The organism is Kordiimonas pumila (genome assembly GCF_015240255.1).
Lineage (GTDB): Bacteria > Pseudomonadota > Alphaproteobacteria > Sphingomonadales > Kordiimonadaceae > Kordiimonas > Kordiimonas pumila.
In genome coordinates, this window is record NZ_CP061205.1 from 3,358,485 (window position 1) to 3,377,110 (window position 18,626).

The 18,626-nt window shown below is 47.4% G+C and carries 13 protein-coding genes; 3 read left to right on the plus strand and 10 right to left on the minus strand.

Annotated features, from left to right (window positions below):
* Positions 1-32: 32 nt before the first annotated feature.
* The 5 genes from ICL80_RS14830 to ICL80_RS14850 form a co-directional block, all read right to left on the minus strand.
* Entirely contained in the window at positions 33-2,189 is a 2,157-nt protein-coding gene (locus ICL80_RS14830) for a TonB-dependent siderophore receptor (protein WP_194213512.1), read from the minus strand.
* 335 nt (positions 2,190-2,524) lie between these two features.
* Entirely contained in the window at positions 2,525-3,397 is an 873-nt protein-coding gene (locus ICL80_RS14835) for a DUF4198 domain-containing protein (RefSeq protein WP_194213513.1), read from the minus strand.
* 110 nt (positions 3,398-3,507) lie between these two features.
* Positions 3,508-4,818: a cytosine permease gene (locus ICL80_RS14840; protein ID WP_228073587.1), complete on the minus strand. Its 1,311-nt coding sequence runs from the start codon at positions 4,816-4,818 to the stop codon at positions 3,508-3,510.
* Positions 4,787-5,935 (minus strand): DUF917 domain-containing protein, encoded by a 1,149-nt coding sequence (locus tag ICL80_RS14845; protein WP_194213514.1) that lies wholly within the window; start codon positions 5,933-5,935, stop codon positions 4,787-4,789. Before ICL80_RS14845 ends, ICL80_RS14840 begins: the two co-directional genes overlap by 32 nt.
* Before the next feature lie 3 nt (positions 5,936-5,938).
* Positions 5,939-7,537 (minus strand): hydantoinase/oxoprolinase N-terminal domain-containing protein, encoded by a 1,599-nt coding sequence (locus ICL80_RS14850; protein WP_194213515.1) that lies wholly within the window; start codon positions 7,535-7,537, stop codon positions 5,939-5,941.
* Between the two features lie 448 nt (positions 7,538-7,985).
* Here ICL80_RS14850 and ICL80_RS14855 point away from each other — a divergent pair, with 448 nt between their 5' ends.
* A complete protein-coding gene (locus tag ICL80_RS14855; protein ID WP_194213516.1) occupies positions 7,986-9,275 on the plus strand; it encodes an MFS transporter in 1,290 nt (429 codons plus the stop codon).
* Between the two features lie 104 nt (positions 9,276-9,379).
* The gene (locus tag ICL80_RS14860) at positions 9,380-11,203 is read left to right on the plus strand and encodes a gamma-glutamyltransferase family protein (RefSeq protein WP_194213517.1); all 1,824 of its coding nucleotides are present in this window, start codon (positions 9,380-9,382) and stop codon (positions 11,201-11,203) included.
* A 229-nt stretch (positions 11,204-11,432) separates the two neighbouring features.
* Here the strand turns inward: ICL80_RS14860 and ICL80_RS14865 are convergent, their stop codons facing one another.
* The 4 genes from ICL80_RS14865 to ICL80_RS14880 form a co-directional block, all read right to left on the minus strand.
* The gene (locus tag ICL80_RS14865) at positions 11,433-13,526 is read right to left on the minus strand and encodes a TonB-dependent receptor (protein WP_194213518.1); all 2,094 of its coding nucleotides are present in this window, start codon (positions 13,524-13,526) and stop codon (positions 11,433-11,435) included.
* A 192-nt stretch (positions 13,527-13,718) separates the two neighbouring features.
* Positions 13,719-14,936, minus strand: a complete 1,218-nt coding sequence (locus tag ICL80_RS14870; RefSeq protein WP_194213519.1) for an FAD-dependent monooxygenase — start codon at positions 14,934-14,936, stop codon at positions 13,719-13,721.
* Positions 14,937-15,040: 104 nt separating this feature from the next.
* Positions 15,041-15,817, minus strand: coding sequence for an alpha/beta fold hydrolase (locus ICL80_RS14875; RefSeq protein ID WP_194213520.1), 777 nt, complete (start codon positions 15,815-15,817; stop codon positions 15,041-15,043).
* A gap of 265 nt (positions 15,818-16,082) precedes the next feature.
* Entirely contained in the window at positions 16,083-16,472 is a 390-nt protein-coding gene (locus ICL80_RS14880) for a VOC family protein (protein ID WP_194213521.1), read from the minus strand.
* Positions 16,473-16,810: 338 nt separating this feature from the next.
* On the opposite strand from ICL80_RS14880, the gene ICL80_RS14885 reads away from it, so the two are divergent.
* Positions 16,811-17,452: a TetR/AcrR family transcriptional regulator gene (locus tag ICL80_RS14885; protein WP_194213522.1), complete on the plus strand. Its 642-nt coding sequence runs from the start codon at positions 16,811-16,813 to the stop codon at positions 17,450-17,452.
* Between the two features lie 19 nt (positions 17,453-17,471).
* Here the strand turns inward: ICL80_RS14885 and ICL80_RS14890 are convergent, their stop codons facing one another.
* Positions 17,472-18,419 (minus strand): LysR family transcriptional regulator, encoded by a 948-nt coding sequence (locus tag ICL80_RS14890; RefSeq protein ID WP_194213523.1) that lies wholly within the window; start codon positions 18,417-18,419, stop codon positions 17,472-17,474.
* Between the last annotated feature and the right edge of the window lie 207 nt (positions 18,420-18,626).

The following is an 18,626-nucleotide window of genomic DNA, read 5'->3' on the forward strand; positions in this document are numbered from 1 at the left end:
CACCTCCCGGTACCGTGGCTTTTATTCAGGTCTTAGAACTTGCGGCTTACAGTTGCCACTATGCGCCGGTCGATCCCTGGGGAACAAGCACCGTATGATGGCGGGCTCCACATTGAACAGGCCGCATAATATTTTTTATTCAAAACATTATTGGCGTTTAATCGGAAACTCCAGTCTTTGTAAAACGCTTCAACTGTAGCATCAACAAGCGTAACCGAAGGTGTTTCAAAGATGTTGTAATAGTCAATTTTTGACCCAACATACCGTACACCAGCACCAGCCCGAATGATCATGTCACCTGAATTGACAAAGTCATTCATTGCCCAGAAAGAAGCACCGTGTTCAGGTAAGTCTTCAACCCTGAAACCTTCACGGCCCTGATTATCACTGGTAATTTCAGCTTTGGTATAGCTGTAGGCAGCTGTCAGCGTAAGCGTTTCAAACACATTGGCAAGCGCTTCAAACTCAAAACCTTTTGAATTGATTTCGCCAGACTGAATGAAGTTCTGGATATTATCAGGGTCTGTTGTCAGGAAGCCGGATTCAGTGATATCGAAGTAAGACATCGTGATCAGAGTTGATTTATTAGGTTGATACTTCACACCAACTTCATACTGCTTGCCAGCCTGTGGATTATAGGCATTACCATAAAAGTCACCGCCAAATACCGGCTGGAACGATTCTGAATAGCCCGCATAAGGGGAAAGCCCGCCGCCCACATCAACAATCACACCAAAACGCAGTGTCGTTGCATGGTTTGGTTCTTCTTCAACACCACTAATTTCCGAGGTTGACCGGTCACGGCGAATACCCGCAATGAAGGTTACACGGTCTTTATATTTAATCTGGTCCTGCAGATAGATACCAAGCTGGGTGCTTTTTGTATCATAGCCATTGGTAAAACCTGAATCGACATCAACATAATAATCAGGGTTTGTAAGATCGAGCGGCGCAGGGCTACCACCTGCATAACACCCAAAGAAACCTGCATAGCCATCACAGGAAAAGCCTTCGCGGCGATCCTGTTTGAATTGGGTATAATCTACACCAACCAGAACCTTATGTTCAAAAACACCTGTATTAAAGTCGAACTTAACGTTGTGATCAGAGTTTAAAATTTTATATGTCTCATCAAGAACATAAAACTCCCGCTGAATAATGGTTTCGTCAGCGTCATTAAAGGGCGTAACACCATCTGCCGTATCGGCATATATTTCAGCATAATCAACATCATGCTCGTAATAACGCATACGACCAGAGTAGCTGATCCAGTCTGTAAACCTATGGTCAATCATAAGCGTACCAGACGTATGCGTGGTGTCCATATGGTTAAAATCTTTGTCACCGACAAAGAAGTCGATCGGGAGCCTGTCCTCTTTACTTGCGCCCTGTGTTTTTGAGAGCGGTAGATAGGTCTGTGTGCCCATATCATCTTTCTGGTAAAGTACCAGAAGCGTAATATCTGTATCCGGGCCGGGCGACCATGTGACCGAAGGCATAATAAGGATACGATCATCGGCCTGATCTTCTGCCTGTAATTTAGCGTCCCTAAACAGGCCTACAAAACGGGTTGCAACTGTATCGCTCACACCACCAGTTACATCAACCATAAACTGTTTGCGGTCATCGGTACCAAACTGTACGCCAATTTCACCGCCAAACTCAAAATTCGGCGTTTTACTAACAGCATTAAGAATGCCGCCTGAGCCACCAGCACCATAAAGCACAGCTGAAGGCCCGCGCAACACCTCTGCCCGCTCCAGTGTAAATACTTCCATCCGGGCGCCGTATACGAAGTCCGGCATTCTGTTAAGGCCATCAATATACTGTGCTACACCAAAACCACGAGCCGAAAAACTGTCATAGCGGGTATCGATACCAGCAAGCTCTGTAGCAACGCCTGCGCTGTACCGGAAAATATCCTGAAAGTTTGTTGCCCCTTGTTCCTTAAACTGATCTTCAGTGATAACGCTGATCGCCTGAGGAATCTCCATAATTTTAGCGTCAGTTTTGGTTGCTGCCCGCGCTGAATCAGCAATAATCACAATCTCTTCAAATATCTCATTATCTGCAGCATCCTGTGCATATGCAGCAGCACCTGTCATGCACACACAAGCCGTGCTTGCCATTAAAATACGGCGCGACAACTGTCTGATGTTGCGATTTTCGGAATTCAAATATTCTGTCATTTGTTTCTTCCCTGCATCTCACGTATAAAGGGCATAATGCCCGTGATTTTTCTGCGTGTCATTAAGAGCGAGTGTTCCAAGAACTACTCATGCCAGTCTATTGTAGAACCGCCCACTCCCTTGGTTCTTGCTCTATGATCGTATGCCGTGAAACCAGAAGTCCCAACCGAGATAATGGGTGTTTTTGCTTTAATATGGGTAACAATTTTAAACAAAAGGGCAGAGTTCTGTGGAAAAAGAGTAGATACCCATTAACCTTCCAAAAGCTAAACAGGCCAAGCAGCGGCCCTCTATTCACGAGGACAGCGCTTAGCCTGCTTCATAAGAATGCTGGGTTAAGGCTTTGTGTTAAACACCAAGCTGCTCTCAATAACCAGAACAGTATCTTTCTTGTCTTTATAGGCATCGAACTCAGTAGTTTTTCCTTCAAGCCCAATACTAACACGCCAAGGCCCAGCGACTGGTATACGGAACTCGCCCACACCATTTACTAACGGAGAAGCAAGGCCCCATGTATCGCCAAAACTTGCGTTATAGGCAACAATCTGGGTTTCTTTTAAAAGAGGTTCACCGTTCATCAGCACCTTAAAGCGTACCTTGTCACCCGGTTTCGCTTTTTGCAGATCAGACAAGGGCACAACCTCCAGCGGCAAGCCAATCGGGGCTGGCATAGTCCATTCACCTGCGGTAAAGACGCCCTTCGCCAACAACACATTATAGCCTTCGCCCGTTACTTTCGCGCCCTTTGGCAGCTTGTCTATCGCAGTGTTAATAAAAACAGAGTTTCCTTCCTTGCCTTCATACACTTGCACATGGGTGACATGTGTTTTAGCCACAATCTGGTAGGTGCCTTGTTCTGCATCAGCATTGGTCACAAACTTACGTCTGCCGGTATCTATTTCAGCTTGAAAAGTCATACCTGAAGACAGAGTTTGTTTTTTCTGAGTAACCGGTTCAGGCGCGCCGAGAGGTGTGCGCTTGCCACTAGGGTCAACAACAGTATAGTCTTCAATGGTAACTGGCCACCAGTCAGGTGTTAACAATTCACTGCCTGACGACATTGAATCGCCGTATCCAAGGGATGCAATAACCTGCCTGTCAAATTCAGGAACCACATTGATCCAAAGTAGGTTATGGGCGTTTGCGGGCCCCGCAAGCAACGCTAAAGCACTCATTCCAGCAAACAGCGATTTATATCCGAATTTCATTTCAGCCCTCTCCATATATTATGTTTATTGCCTTAGTCACAACGGTTAATCATCATGCCTTGATGGTATGCATGAAGAGCCATGCCCCCAACAGTTATGATGGGTATATTCTACCGAATATGGGTGACATCTGGCTGAGGGGACCATTTACGCAGGATCATATGCAATACAACTGCAACCAGTGTTGCATCTAAGGCTGGCGCTGTTGTTAAGGCGATAACATCATACATGCCTGCAAGCCCAACTGCGGCTGAAACCAGCCATGTTACGATACTACGCCACCTGACAGACGGGCCTTCTGTCAGGTTTTTTGCGTCGTAACCGTTTCCAAATACCGTGAAGTTGTCGATCACATAAATTGCTGCGATTGGTGGAATAATAACGCCTAATAACAACAAGAAAGGCACAAAGGATTCCACTATACCCACAACAGCCATAATGCCGCCAATTAACGCCCCAACAATCGTAAAGACCCACGGCTTAATAGACCGTATAGTCGCGGCCAAACTGAGGCTGTAGGAATACAGGTTTACAGAGTTTGCAGTCCATGTTGAAAACACCAGAATAACAAGCGCAGGAAGCCCAAGGCCAAACCCGGTTATAATATTCATAATATCCACATCGTCTGTTGCCATGGTTGGCACTGCCGCCAAAAGAACTAAAAGCGGCGTCGCTATAGGGAACGACAGCAACATACCAATAACAGCTTGCTTATTTGTAGTAATAAACCGCGACAGATCAGGCATCGCCGCCACCGTTAGAAGGTTCCCCCCCACGATTGTTGACAACGCAACACCAAATGTCATCGCAACAGGCGGGGTTGGGTCAGTCATAACCACACCAAATTTTTGAATACTCATCACAAAAACAGTTATGAAAATACCCAATAATATCGGGATGGCCCACAGGGCTAATTTATTAATAGCCTTAAAGCCAAAAATTGTGGTGATGGCCATAAGCAGGCTACCTGCCATTACAATGACACCAAACGGCCCCGCTATGTGATATAATTCTCTAATAGCAGCAACCATGGCGCTGCCAAAAAACGACGCATTCACACCAAACCAGCCCAAGTGTATGATAGCCAGCATAATATTAACAACAACCGCACCTTTCAGGCCGAAAGAATGTTGCACCAAGAGGTATGTGGAAAGGCGGGAACGAACACTTGCAATAGCAGTAAGTGACCCCATTATACATAAAATAACGCCGCCCAGAAAAGCACAGAAAAGCGCATCTTTTAACCCTAAAGCGCTCCCCACCTGAGCACCATTTAAAAACGTCGCCAAGCCAACATTGATACCAATAATAATAGCCGCCACGCGCCAGCCACTAATAGTTTGCTCTTCTGGGACAGTAGAAACTGAATAATCTTCAATTGTATCTGTTTCACTGAGCATCATTAGAGCCTTTCCAGCCATTCAAGGCCTCTATAGATCTATACCTATCAGACATGCCAAAAGCTTTCGGCCCCATAATTTCAAGAGCTTCCGGTGTCCTCAAGACACTGGGTGCACTTACACCCACTACTTTCACCCGCTGCCCGTACTTAATTTGCTCAGTCGTTATTGTATGCGCCGTTTCTCTATCCATCACTGAAATAATATCAGGAACCGTTGCATATATTTTATCGCCCACACGGGCGATCAGATTTTCGTTTTGGAATTCTATTTCCATCTGGTTTTTACCGGCAAAATCTTCAATCAATAAATGCCCAACAGAAAAACCCTGTTTTGTCTCTCGTTTCACATCCATAATTTTACCGTCGAACAGAATGCCAGCGGCACCATAATGCGGAAAGGAGCGCATGACATCGAGCAATGCCTCAAACGGGTCTGCGCCCTTTTCTTTGGCTTCCCGAATACTGCGGCCAATTTCTACAGCGATTGACAGCGTTCCGTGAATAGCATGGTCTTTTACCTGTTTCCCGCTTTGAACATATTCAAACAAATGGCATATACCACCCAGTGATACCGCCGCGGCGCGTGCAACACGCTCTTCTGTGATATTATCGACCGCACCGATCACAAAAGAGTTCCCTTTGGCATCTGTCAGCACAGCGGGGCTTGCAGAAACACCGTGCACATTAAAGATAACCATTTGAGATTCAGGAAATGCCCGCCCCATGCCGTCGCAGTCCACAACAGGCAACCCTGTTTTAACGGCAAGAATAAGCGGAGCCAAACCATTGCTGCCGCCAATTTCCACAGGGAAAACCGCATTCACTTCCCGGCCCATTATTTCTTCCAGCATTTCAAGGCCTGCAAGAGCTTCCGTGCCACTTGGCAACTTTTCCAGCGACACCGTAGGGGCACCAAGCCAGCCGCACGGCGCAACCAGATCTTTATCAGAAAGTTTGCTCGCAGGTATCAAATCAATATGAAAATCTGGGCCCTTTTTCTCAATTAATATGGAGAGCTCAAGCAAAGCATAATGGGGGTCACCGCCACCGCCTGACCCTAAAAATGCACACCCAACAGCAAGGTCATTAAGAGCTTGCTGGTTAAGTGTTACCGGTTTTAAATCACTCTCAAACATAGCTCACGCATTCTTTCCAACATTTTTCCCAAGAGCTAGATCACCCACAGCTTTGACACGCAGTTGCGCTGTGTTTCCTGGCATGTAACTTAGAAAAACTTCGTCCACATCAATAATACTTATGGTTTTAGGGTCAGCCCCGGCATGCACCACTTTCTTAACTGCCGTTTCCTGCAAGGAACGCATAGCCTCCTCACGCGGTACAGTATCATACGATACAATGCTCTCGGCTTCACCGCCCACTTGGGCAATGGCAGCGCCTACCGCATTTGCAACTGATGCATGCTCAGGCCTAATAACAGTTGAGGCCCCCATAAGGTTTTCACCAACAAGCACACTGCCGCCGCCTACAAGGATCACCGGCACTTTACCTTGGGCGGTTTTCATACGGTCCAGCCCATCTTCCATCATCTTCTGGAATTGCCGCAGCAAGCCTTTAACCACCACCGGGTTCATTTTAGGCAATAAGGATGCATCACCAAAAGACGCCAGCCCCCCGGCCACCGCAATATCGCTTGCAGTCAAAACAGTGCCGCCAAACAAATAGCTATCTGAATTAAGGCGGTAGCCAACAGAATCAGGACCAACAGTGAAGCTATCCACCGCTAAACTATCTTTGTCGTATGCGTCAGGCTCAAGGTGAATACGTGTGCCGCCGCCAAGCCCAATAGCTAGAATATCTGGCATACGGAAATTTGTACGCACGCCTCCAATATCAACCGCGACAGACGATTCCCGAGGGAAACCATGTGTCAGGGCCCCAATGTCTGTTGTTGTGCCCCCAATATCCATAACCAACGCATCTTTCAAACCTGTCAGGAAAGCCCCGCCGCGCATGCTGTTTGTTGGCCCAGAGCCAAATGTTAAAACAGGGTAACGCGCAGCATATGACGCAGAAATAAGCGTGCCATCATTCTGGCTTATATAGAACGGCGCAACAATACCCAGTTTATCCAGTGCGCGCTTGAAAGACGTAATGACATGCCCCGCCATATCGACAAGCGATGCGTTCATAATGGTCGCATTCTCTCTTTCTAGAAAACCTGACCGACCAAAAGAAGCAGACACTGTTACCGCAATATCAGGTGCTTCTTCCTTAAATATAGCAACGGTTTTTGCCTCCATAGCCGGGTTTATTAAGCCAAAAGTGCAAGAGACTGCCGCTGTTCGAAGCCCGGCATCCCGTATTTTTTTTACAGCACGGCGCACTTTCTCTTCATTAAAGGGGGTAAGTTCACTGCCATCATATTCATAGCCACCGGGCAATAGAAACACCGTCTCCCCCATGTGTGTGCGGAGATCCGACGGCCAACCGCTCATCGGCGGCAGGGCTTCGCTTGCCGGGCTACCCAGCCTTATTATACCAACTTCCAACAGGCCACGTCGTTCCACGAGGGCATTTGTAAAATGGGTCGTTCCAATCATGACACATTCAAGTGCTGAGCGGTCAACATTGGCGTTTTTGAGGACAGCTTCTATAACTTCTATAATACCATCAGTAACATCAGCTGTCGTTGGGCTTTTAGCCCATGACAAAACTGTTTTACCCTCAAGAAGTACAGCATCTGTATTTGTGCCTCCTACATCAATACCCAGTCGCATAGGCAATTATCTCACTTCACATACATATTTATCTGCATGAATTGTACGCAGTGAGCACACCGGAACGCGACACCCCAAATGGGTCTTTGTTAGCTATGATGGGTAGATAAGCAAATATTTTGGGTAATCTGTTATCTTTTACAAGATTCCAGCCTACGCTGAGCACACCGGGGCACCCCACTATAGTCTCTTCATAAGCCAGTAAATTAATAGCCTCGCTTACTACATATCCTACTGGGTTTTCACCGACCTGACCGCTAATAACAGCACGCACCAATACCCTTGTTGAATAGCCTCAATGACTATTTTGTCTTTGATTACACGGCCTTTTCTTGGGATATCAAATACTCCACGTTCCACCGCTGAACGGGTGAGGAACACCGTTACTTTTAATACGGCAGTTAAACGTGCCTCTACAACAAAGGGGCCTTTGAGTATTGAGGAAATTATGAAAAAGTCTATATACGCGAAAACAGGTTTTACTCTTTTTGCGCTCTTTTTTGCCTCAGTACTGGCTTTTCTGGACCGGCAACTTCTCAATATTCTTGTCAGGCCCATACGCACTGATATTGGTATCAGCGATGTAGAATTCAGCTTACTGCAAGGTATTGCTTTTGCTCTGGTATATTCGGTGGCAGCCTTTCCTATGGCATATCTGGCTGACCGGTTTAGCCGTAAAAAAGTGATACTCATCAGTATATTAGCATGGAGTGTGATGACTGTTGCCTTTGGTTTGGCCAGCAGTTTCTCAATGCTTCTACTTGCTCGCATTGGCCTTGCGCTCGGCGAGGCAGGGCTTTCCCCGGCCTCCATTTCAATTCTGCGGCAAATCTACCCGCCAGAGCGGCAATCCTTTGCGGTCGCCATACTTACAATCAGCGTTTATATTGGTGGTGGTATTTCCATGACAATTGGCGGGCCTGCCCTTGCCGCTCTTGAAACGCATGCAGAGGCTATCCCCTTTGGACTTGCCCCTTGGAGGGTTCTCTTCATTGGCTGCGGCATTCTTGGTGCCCTTGGCTTGGCGTTTCTTACCCTTATGCCGGAATATAAACACGCGCCGCAAGCGCAGGGCAAAACCTCCCTGAGCGCATTTTTCAAACTACTCAAGCTAAAACGGGCCAGGGCACTTGCCTATCTTGCCGCCATTACCGGCCTGAGCGCTCTTTTATATGCTGTCATGGCGTGGACACCTGCCATGTTTATGCGCTCTCATGGCTGGAGCGAACAACAAACAGGGCTTGCATACGGTATCGCCTTTATAACAGGCGGCGTCATTGGGGCGCTTGGCGGCGGCAAGCTGGTCGGGCGGCTGGTAAAGCATGGGCCAGACAACGCCACAGTTATTGTCATTCGCTACGCTGCAATTTTACTTGGTGTATCGACCATTCTCTCTGCTGTAGTTTCCAGTGGATATACAGCACTTATATTTGCAAGCACCGCCATGGTCGGCGTTGGCACAGCCATTTCCCTTGGGGCCTTTGGCTTTCAAGCTTTATTCCCGCAACAATTTAGTGCACGCGCTGTTGCTATATATTTATTGATACCCGGCACACTGGGTGCCTCTTTGGGCCCAAGCTCTATACCTGTTATCGAACAGTTTCTGGCGCATGAAAAAGGCACAGGCATGGCACTTGCCGTCTTTGCCGGGATGATGGCACTCTGGTCTACCTTCTGGCTTAGCGCGTTCCTTCGGTTTCCCCATGTTGCCCATGAAGATACGATTTCAGAGGCATGAAATTTTTGAATATTGCACATGAGCATAAGGTCTTTGCATTGCTCTTCAGCCACTCGCTATAGCCATACATAAATACCACCTGCCACGTTTAGGAGCATATAAAAATGGATCATTTCACCACCCGGCCTGAACTTTGTGGCACGTTTGGTGCTGTGGCTTCTACACACTGGATAGCAAGTGCTGTAGCCATGCGGATACTGGAAGCTGGCGGTAACGCGTTCGATGCTGGCGCATGCGCGGGTTTTGTGTTGCAAATTGTTGAACCCCACCTCAATGGTCCCGGCGGCGATGTGCCCATTCTTGTTACCCGCGCAAACGATACAGGGCCAACCGTCATATGCGGTCAAGGCCCAGCCCCTGCAGCGGCAACAATTGAACACTTTCAAAACCTTGGGCTTGATCTTATTCCCGGCACAGGCCTTCTTGCCCCGTGCGTACCGGGTGCCTTTGGTGCATGGCTTACTATGCTACGCGATTATGGCACTGTATCTGTGCGCGACGTTTTGGAACCCGCCATTTATTACGCCAACAACGGCCATCCAATATTAAAAAATGCAGTCAACACCATCAACTCAGTTAAGGAGCTTTTCCAAAATGAATGGAAAACGTCCTCGGCAACATTTCTGCCGAATGGCTCTGCACCTGAGCCTGGGAGCCTTTTCACTAACAAGCCTCTCGGCGCTTTTTATGAGCGTGTCATCAAGCACGCAGAAAGTGTGAGTGGTTCCCGCGAGAAACAAATCCAAGCCGCGATAGATTATTGGTACAAGGGCGAAGCCGCAGAAGTGATTGAACGCTTTTGCACGGAAACCGAGGCCCTTGATGTCAGCGGTCAGCGTCACCGCGGCCTTTTAACCGCTGACGACTTGAACAACTGGTCTCCTCCCCTTGAAAAGGCAACATCTGTCACACACGGCGAATATTCACTTTTTAAATGCGGTGCGTGGAGCCAAGGCCCTGCTCTCTTGCAGGCCGTGCAGATCTTGCAAGGGTCTGGCATAGCCGATTATGCACCAGAAAGTGCCGATTATGTGCACCTAGTAACGGAAACAATCAAGCTTGTGATGGCAGACCGTGACGCATGGTACGGCGACGAAATAGACGTACCCATGGAGACGCTGCTAAGTAAGGATTATGCCAATATGCGCCGCAGTTTCATTGGTGACACTGCATCTCTTGAAATACGGCCCGGCACCCTAAATAGTACAGCGCCAAAACTACCACCTGTTCACCCCAAAGGGGCACAAGGGGCACCGTCTGCCATTGCAGGTGGCGGCGAGCCGACAATGGCGCAGAACACAGCTACAACAAGCCTGCCTCTTAACAAATTCCAACGCGGCGATACCTGTCATATTGATGTGGTAGACCGTTGGGGTAACATGGTTTCTGCCACACCATCTGGTGGCTGGTTACAATCAAACCCCCTTATTCCAGAGCTTGGGTTTGCCCTTGGCACCCGTATGCAAATGTTCTGGTTACAGCCTGGACTTCCTAACTCGTTAAAGCCGGGCAAACGACCCCGCACAACCCTGACACCGTCCATGGCATTCAAAGATGGCAAACCCTATCTGGCCTTTGGTACACCGGGCGGAGATCAGCAAGAGCAATGGTCACTGCAATTGTGGCTGAACCATATTGTTCACGGTCGCCCCTTGCAGCAAGCAATCGAGACACCCGCCTTCCATACCGATCATATGATCGCAAGCTTCTGGCCGCGTGAAGCGTCCCTTGGTTCTTTAATCATGGAAGAGCGCTACGATAGTGCAACAATATCAGAACTGCAAAAACGCGGGCATCATATCACCGTTGGTGCGCCTTGGTCAGAAGGCAGGCTCTCTGCTTGCTCCTATGAAAGTGGTGCAGGTGGCACACTCTTACGGGCAGGCGCCAACCCACGCGGCATGCAGGGCTATGCGATTGTCAGATAAGTAACCACATACTATGTTTCCCAATACACCTAAGGCCAGTACATTTTGTACTGGCCTTCTTTTTTTACCGCTGGTGCTTCAGCATATAGACCACTGTCTTATAAAAGCCCCCCTCTGCATCTATTTGGCTTCCTCAAGCCTAATGTTTTGCCTGTTCATACTTCACGCACATAAAGGCCACCTATAGCTAGGCGGCCTTTATTGTAGCGTTTTATACCTATTCTAGGTTTTAGAACTTAAAGCTAAAGGATGCCATCACACTGGCAGGTTTCCCTGGCGCCCCAAGCCCTATACCCGGGCCAAAAACATCTGGCGTATATTCTGTGAAATACTCTTCATCAAAGATATTTTCGCCGCGAATTGCCAGTTCCCATTTATCATCCGCATCACCAATAGAGGCACGCAGGTTCACAATAGTCTGCGCTGGTTGAGATGAAACATTCGGCACATCCCAGTAAAATAAACTGATGTGGCTAACATCTGCCCGCAACCCAAGCACAAGGTCATTCCCTACCGGTTTGCGGTAATCAAGCGCTGCATTACCTGAAAACTTTGGCGCATTTGGAACACTTAGACCATCAACAGGCTCTAGGTTATAAAGAGCATCTTCATCATCCCATTCTGATTTCAGATACCCTCCTGAGGCAGAGAAGGACAGCTCTGGCGTCAACATATAGCTAATGCCGCCCTCAAGACCATAACTTACAGACCGGCCAATGTTGGTGATTTCCTCAACAATAAAACCTGAGTCAGGATCAACAAACCGGTTTTCCAGCTGACGCTTACTATAGGTGATATAAAAGGCTGCAATATCATATGTTAGCCTGCGATCAACAGCTGTACCCTTCAAACCAAGCTCATAATTTGTTGCTTTTTCAGCTTCATACGGCGACAAGCTTCCAGAAGCCACATTCGCTTTTCCGGGTTCTGATCCAAGAGCAATATTACTATATATCATGGCATTATCGGTTAGGTCGTAGGAAAGCGTTACCTTAGGCAGTATAATTGTGTCATTCACATCAACATCGCTCACGCCGACAACTGCACCCTTATATTCTGAACGGGCAACACGCAGGCCACCACCAATTTTAAAGGCACCAAAACTATAGTTTGTGGTCGCAAACAGTGCATACTGCTTTTCATCGGTATCACCGTTATTAAAGTCTTTAATAAACAGCGGTCCACCACTGTCAACGCCCAAAAACAAATCAATATTATTCGTAAGCGCCCTATTATCAACGCTCGAATAATAACCACCAACAAGCCAGTCAAACGGCCCTGAACCATTAGATGTTAAGCGTAGCTCCTGCGTGAACACGGTTGTATCATCGCGGTCACCGTTTGTTGCAAAAACACCGTCCGCGGAACCATAATCCAGATCCCACCCAAGTGCAGTTGTGCGTTTTGTGTATGAGGTTACGGACGTAAGGTCAGCGAAATCAGTAGTATAGTTCAAGGTCAGGATACCGCCGTCAACTTTCCGGTCATTATAAACATCGTTATTAAAGTCAACCACGCGGCTATAGTCAGCACCGTCAGCTGCGACCACATAGATATTACCACCATTTTCAATCTCATTATGGCGGTAGCTGAAATCAGCAGTTAAATTCTCAGAGATTTCCCATGCCAGCGCCAGCCTTATGCCCCATTCATTTGTCATCCCGGGTTTATTACCCAAGAAAGAATTGCTGGTATAACTGTCGGTATGATTATAATAGCCCGACACGCGCGCCGAAAGCTTATCTGCTATAACAGGTGTATTGATGGCACCAAAGAAGTTGCGGGTATCAAAAGCGCCATATTCAGCTTTACCTTCCACACCAAATTCACCTGTTGGCTTTTTCAGAACATATTTGATAGCCCCGCCCACATTACTGCCGCCATAAAGCGTACCTTGTGGACCTTTTAGAATTTCAATGCGCTCAACATCTTCGATGGAAGCAGACTGATCTGTGAAGTTTTGAACATCATCAACATAAAAGCCCACACCCTGCGTATTACCAAAAGACCCCACGCCGCGGATAACCACGTTCGGCTCGTTATCTTGCCTACGGTTAAGAATAATGTTCGGTGTTTGCCGCCCTATATCATCAAGAGAGGTGATCCCAGCCCGTTCAATATAGTCTGATGTAAAAGCATCGATTGTCTCTGGAATACTAGTGAGGCTTTCACTACGTTTCCGTGCCATTACAATAATTTCATCCATTACAAATTTCTCGGATGAAGAATCTGTATCTGCGTTCATATCCTGTGCCGTAACAGCGGGTGACATATGGACAAGAGCCATCGCTGAACCTGCTAGCATTAAAGATTTGATCGACATAGCCCACTTCCCTCCAGCTCCAGATGTATTTTTAATTCCTGTAAGTCCCAAGCGCTGGGACTGTCGTTTTTGTTCCGTCTGGCTTTTCATTTTTCAGCCTCCCTTTGATCATTTGTTTTATTTTATGGTTTTTAGTAGTTTACAGAGCGCACTTGTCCTGTCGGTGCGACATCACTGTCACGCCGGTACGTTTTATGGTCGTAAAGCAGCCATGTCGTAATCTGGTAGCTTGAGCGAACTATGTATTTTCCTGGAAGACCGGCTCACCAAACCCAGCCTTGCAAGAAGCGGTGCCAGCCGGATCATATTATTGCGCATCCACAGCTTAAAAGCTGTCTCGGGCCCAAAAATATCAGCGCCGTCACTGGCCGTTGCCTGATTAGCCTCAATAAACTCGCGGGCAGTTGCTTCATATGCTTTAAAGGCTTCTGCATAATCGCTGTGCGCCGCAAGCTCGCTTGCCAGAACATAAGCCCCTACAATAGATGTGCTGGTGCCTTGCCCTGAGAAAAATGACGGGCCGTACGCTGCATCACCGCACAGCGCCACCCGACCAGACGACCATTTCGGCATATGTATTTGCTGCATTGCATCAAAATACAGGTCATCACTATTTTCCATAGCCTTAAGCAGTTCAGGTAACATCCAGCTTTGATTGCCGAATGCCTGCTTGATAGACTGACGCTGCAATTCAGCATTAGACAGTTCTTCTCGCGTAGGCTCTGGCCTTTTATAAACAAATAAAATATGCAGAATGTCTTGGTCGCCTATAGCATAAACCATGGCAGACTGGCCAACAGAGGTGCGTACTTTTGCTTCCTTAGAAAACCCGTAAGTGTTGGGGATTGTGCAAATACCAAAGCAGTAACCCAAATATTTGCTGAATTGCTTTTCAGGGCCTAAAATCAGCCGTCTGGTATTTGAGTGCAATCCGTCACCCGCAAGAACAAAGTCGTAGCGGTCTTTTTTGCCGCTTTCAAACTCGATATCAACACCATCGCCATCATCCTTCAGCGCCTTAATAGATTCGCCAAAAACATAATTAATATTGTCGCGGGTTGCGTCATAAAGTAGCGACGACATACGGCCCCTCGGCAGCTCAACATCCCTGCCTTCAGCGCCAGCCAGTGTTTCATAGTCAACTTCGCCTATGATTTTATCTGTTGCGCCAATAAAGGTAATAAGCCGGGATTGGATATGCTCTTTCTGCAATGCAGGCAGCAGGCCCATCCGCTCAATAACATCTATGGCCGTGCCACGGACATCAATTGGGTAGCCTCCCATTCTTATACTGTCGGAACGCTCAATAATGGTTACATCAAAACCGTACTTATGCAGCCAAAACCCAAGTGTTGGCCCCGTAATACTCGCACCAGATATCAGCACTTTACGCGGTGCAGAACTTGCCATGAACGAAACCTTTCCCTTAATATCAACCCCAAGCAACATAAGGTTGCTGCCTAATTTACTTTTACGATGCCATGATCAGTCCCTGTGGAGCATGGCCTTAAAACTTAAACCTGTGACAGTATGAATGCCCGAACAAAATCAGCTGTACGCTGTCGATGCTGGAACGTAAGACCGTGACGGCTACCCTCCAGAATATGAACTTCTGCGCCCGGTATCCGCTCGGCCATCCAAAAAGCTGTATCTGCATCAACAAGCGGGTCTTCATCCCCTTGCAAAATCAGCGTCGGTGCTTTTATCTCGGCTAGGCGGTCCCGCACATCATGCTGCGCTACTGCAGCCATCCGGCGCGCTAAAGATGCTTCATCCCTAATTTTCAAAGCGGCTTTTGTTTCCGCAATCAGGTCTGGGTCATTATCAATCGCATCTGGCGATACCACCGTACCCAGCATAAAACGCGCAACAACTTCTGGCCCTTCACTTCGCAGGGCAGCCATATCTGGCGCATTAAACTGGGCAGTACTGGGGGCAGTTGCACCAAGTATCAGGCTCTTCACCCGTTCAGGGTGTGCAATAGCCAGCGTCATTGCAACTATGCCGCCATAAGACGTGCCCATAACATGGGCCTCCCTCAGGCCCAATGCCTCGATAAAGGCTGCCGCATCCCTAGCATGGTCAAAAACATCATACCCCACGGGTTCACAGGGGCTATCAGGAGAATCCCTCTGGTCGCATGCAATAGCTCTTATACCTTCCCCTAAAAGAGGCCGGAACACATCAAACTGGGTTCTGTCAGCATTGCTACCGTGCAGCAGTATCAGAGGCTCCCCTGAACCGCTTTCCACGTAAGCAAGGTCAATTCCATTTGCCCTGACGTGCGGCATATATACACCCTCCAGTATTACAAGGTCAGGTAATGGCAATTACAGGCGATTACACCGAACCCACTTTATAGTTATCATTGAACACTTCTTATACTGTTTTTCTCCATACCGTCCAATATAACATACTCATGAGTAGCATTACTTTTGGATATACATATATTTATGCCAAAGCATGTTTGGTGCATAATCCACACCAAAAAGAAAGGCTGTATAAATACAGCCTTTACCAGTCTCTCATCACTTGATTAGCCCGTCGTGAATCATATCAGCACGGTGCTAATTCAATCATATTACCTGAGGGGTCTCGCACAAAAATTTGCTTCACGACAGTTGTTGGCCCGTGTTGAACTTCATAGCCGTGAGCTTTAAGGGCTGCTTCTGCTGCATCGATATCGCTCGTCAGAAAAGCAACATGGTTTGCAACCGGGTTAATTTGATCAGGCGGTGTTCCCGTCGCTGAACTGGAAGGCACTTCCATTATATGCACCTGCGAATCCCCCGCCTGTAGCCATGCGCCTTTCACAGTAATTTCTTCAGGCCGGTATAACCGTGTGCACCCCAGCACACCTTCATAAAACTCTAATGCTGCATCCAGATCGTCAACCCGAAATGAAACATGATGCACAGTACCAACCAGAGCAGATGTTTTGCTCATTTCAAATTCTCCATCTTTTAAATGACTGCCTGTCTACAGTATCGGCCAGGCATATTATGTGCTGTTTGTCAGGCTATATCGGCATCAAAAATTGTGCCCGATCTGATAATAACACCTAGCACCATTTCTTTTTCATACAGGTCGAATTTCATAAAGTCTACTTAAAAGTAGATTTTTATTAAGTAGACATAAGCTATTTTTTTCGGTAGCAGTTTTATCAATATTCTTCCATAAGCAGGCTGTGAAGTACGGCCCTTAGAACACTTAGATTTTTCATGCTCCAAAGGTAATTAATGGCACCGCACAAAATAGAAAATAGCACCGCGAAAGAGGCCCCCTTGAAAAAGAGAGCACGCACAAAACACACACCTCGCGCGGAAAAAACCCGTGCCCGCCTAGTTGATGCCGCTATTGATGAGTTTGCAGAATTTGGATTTCATAATTCAAAAATCAGCAATATTGTTGCCCGTGCCGGCGTCACCCAGCCAACCTTCTATTTTTATTTCGACACAAAAGAAGCAATCCACGAATATCTGGTAGAACGTGTACGCATGGAACTAACCGGACTCATTGAAACAGCCAGAATTCCGGCAACCACACCCGCATCTGACGTTATGGACAAACTGCGCAACGCAATTGAAGTCTTTCTGAAGTATTTCGAAGAAAACCCTAAGCTTGCCCCGATAGGATATTTTGATGGCATCAAAAGCTCCGCAATAAGAGAAGAAATTGTTGCACTGGTTTCACGCAATATTGCTTTTGAACAAGGCGCAGGATATTGCCGCCCTGAGCTTGATCCGGTCTTCATGTCCCATTGCTATAACGGCAGCCTAGAGCGACTGATACGGGTATACTTACTAAGTGGCCAATATGATGCTCATGCACTCGCAGAAAAGGTCGCCAATCTCTATGGCTATGGCTCAGTCCCTAAAAGCTTTTTCGACAGTACCGCCGGTGAGCACAATAACCTCAAATCCTAATATGAACAGACAGTTCCTTCTATAGCGGCAAACTTGCACCACCAGACGCTTTAGAATCCAGGACCGCTGTTGGCCAGTCGCCTTTACTCACCAGATCATGCACCAGTCTAATAATCAACGCTTCAAGCTCTTCCACCGCTTTTAGGCCGCAGCGGCTCCAGTTTGTTGCAATGGTCCACGATACATCCAGCCCCTTAATTGGCACAAAAGCCAGTTCACCTTCTGGGCGCTGAGCAACCACACTGCAAGGCGCGATACCATAGCCCACTTTTCTCACAACAAGATCAACAAGCATGGATGAACTATTCACCTCACTTCTAACATTTAGATCATCACTGCGATGAGGGAACTTGCGATCAATATAAAGACGGAGTGTTTCAGGAAACCCCGTAAGGATTAAGGGCAACTCCAACAAATCGTCTACATCAATATTATCACCGAAGGCAGCACGGTCTTCCTTGCGGCATATCAGGCATATGCTTTCCACAAGCAACGGCGTAATGCGCATGCCGCTTTCTGTAACATTTGGCAAAATTGCCATATCCAGCGAGCCTTCCAAAACCTGTTTTCGCAGTCTAGGGCTGGAATTCTGTAGCAGGTTGAGCCTACAAAGCGGAAATTGTGACAGAAAACCTGCCACAGCCGGTAAAACCAGCTTTGATTGAATAGAGTGAGGGGCCCCCAAAGTAACCACGCCTCTTGGCACGCCGTCTTCCGCTGCCATGCCTTCAAGCAAATGCCGAACGCTACCCAACACCTCAGTCGCGTGTTCGTAAAAACGAACCCCCGCATCCGTTAAAGAAACACCTGAACTGTGCCTCACAAAAAGGTTGCTCTCAACCTCCTCTTCAAGCTTGGCTATAGACCTGCTCAAAGCCGGTTGGGCAACCCTCAGGTCTTGCGCACCGCGAACAAAACTACCTGCATCGGCAATAGCTTTAAAATAGCGTAACTGGCGTAGCTCCAATGCAAGATCCCCTCAATAAAGCAATACCTTTTTGCTATACTAACATGGCTAAATACCGTTAGCAATACTTGAGAACTTTACAAAAAAGGGAAAAATCACCGTATTCCATCGTTTAAAAAGAGCCAACCCATACCTTAAATGAATACTGTAAATCCATCTTTAGTATTAGAGACAGCATTCAATGCGCGGTATTTAAACAAGAAAGAG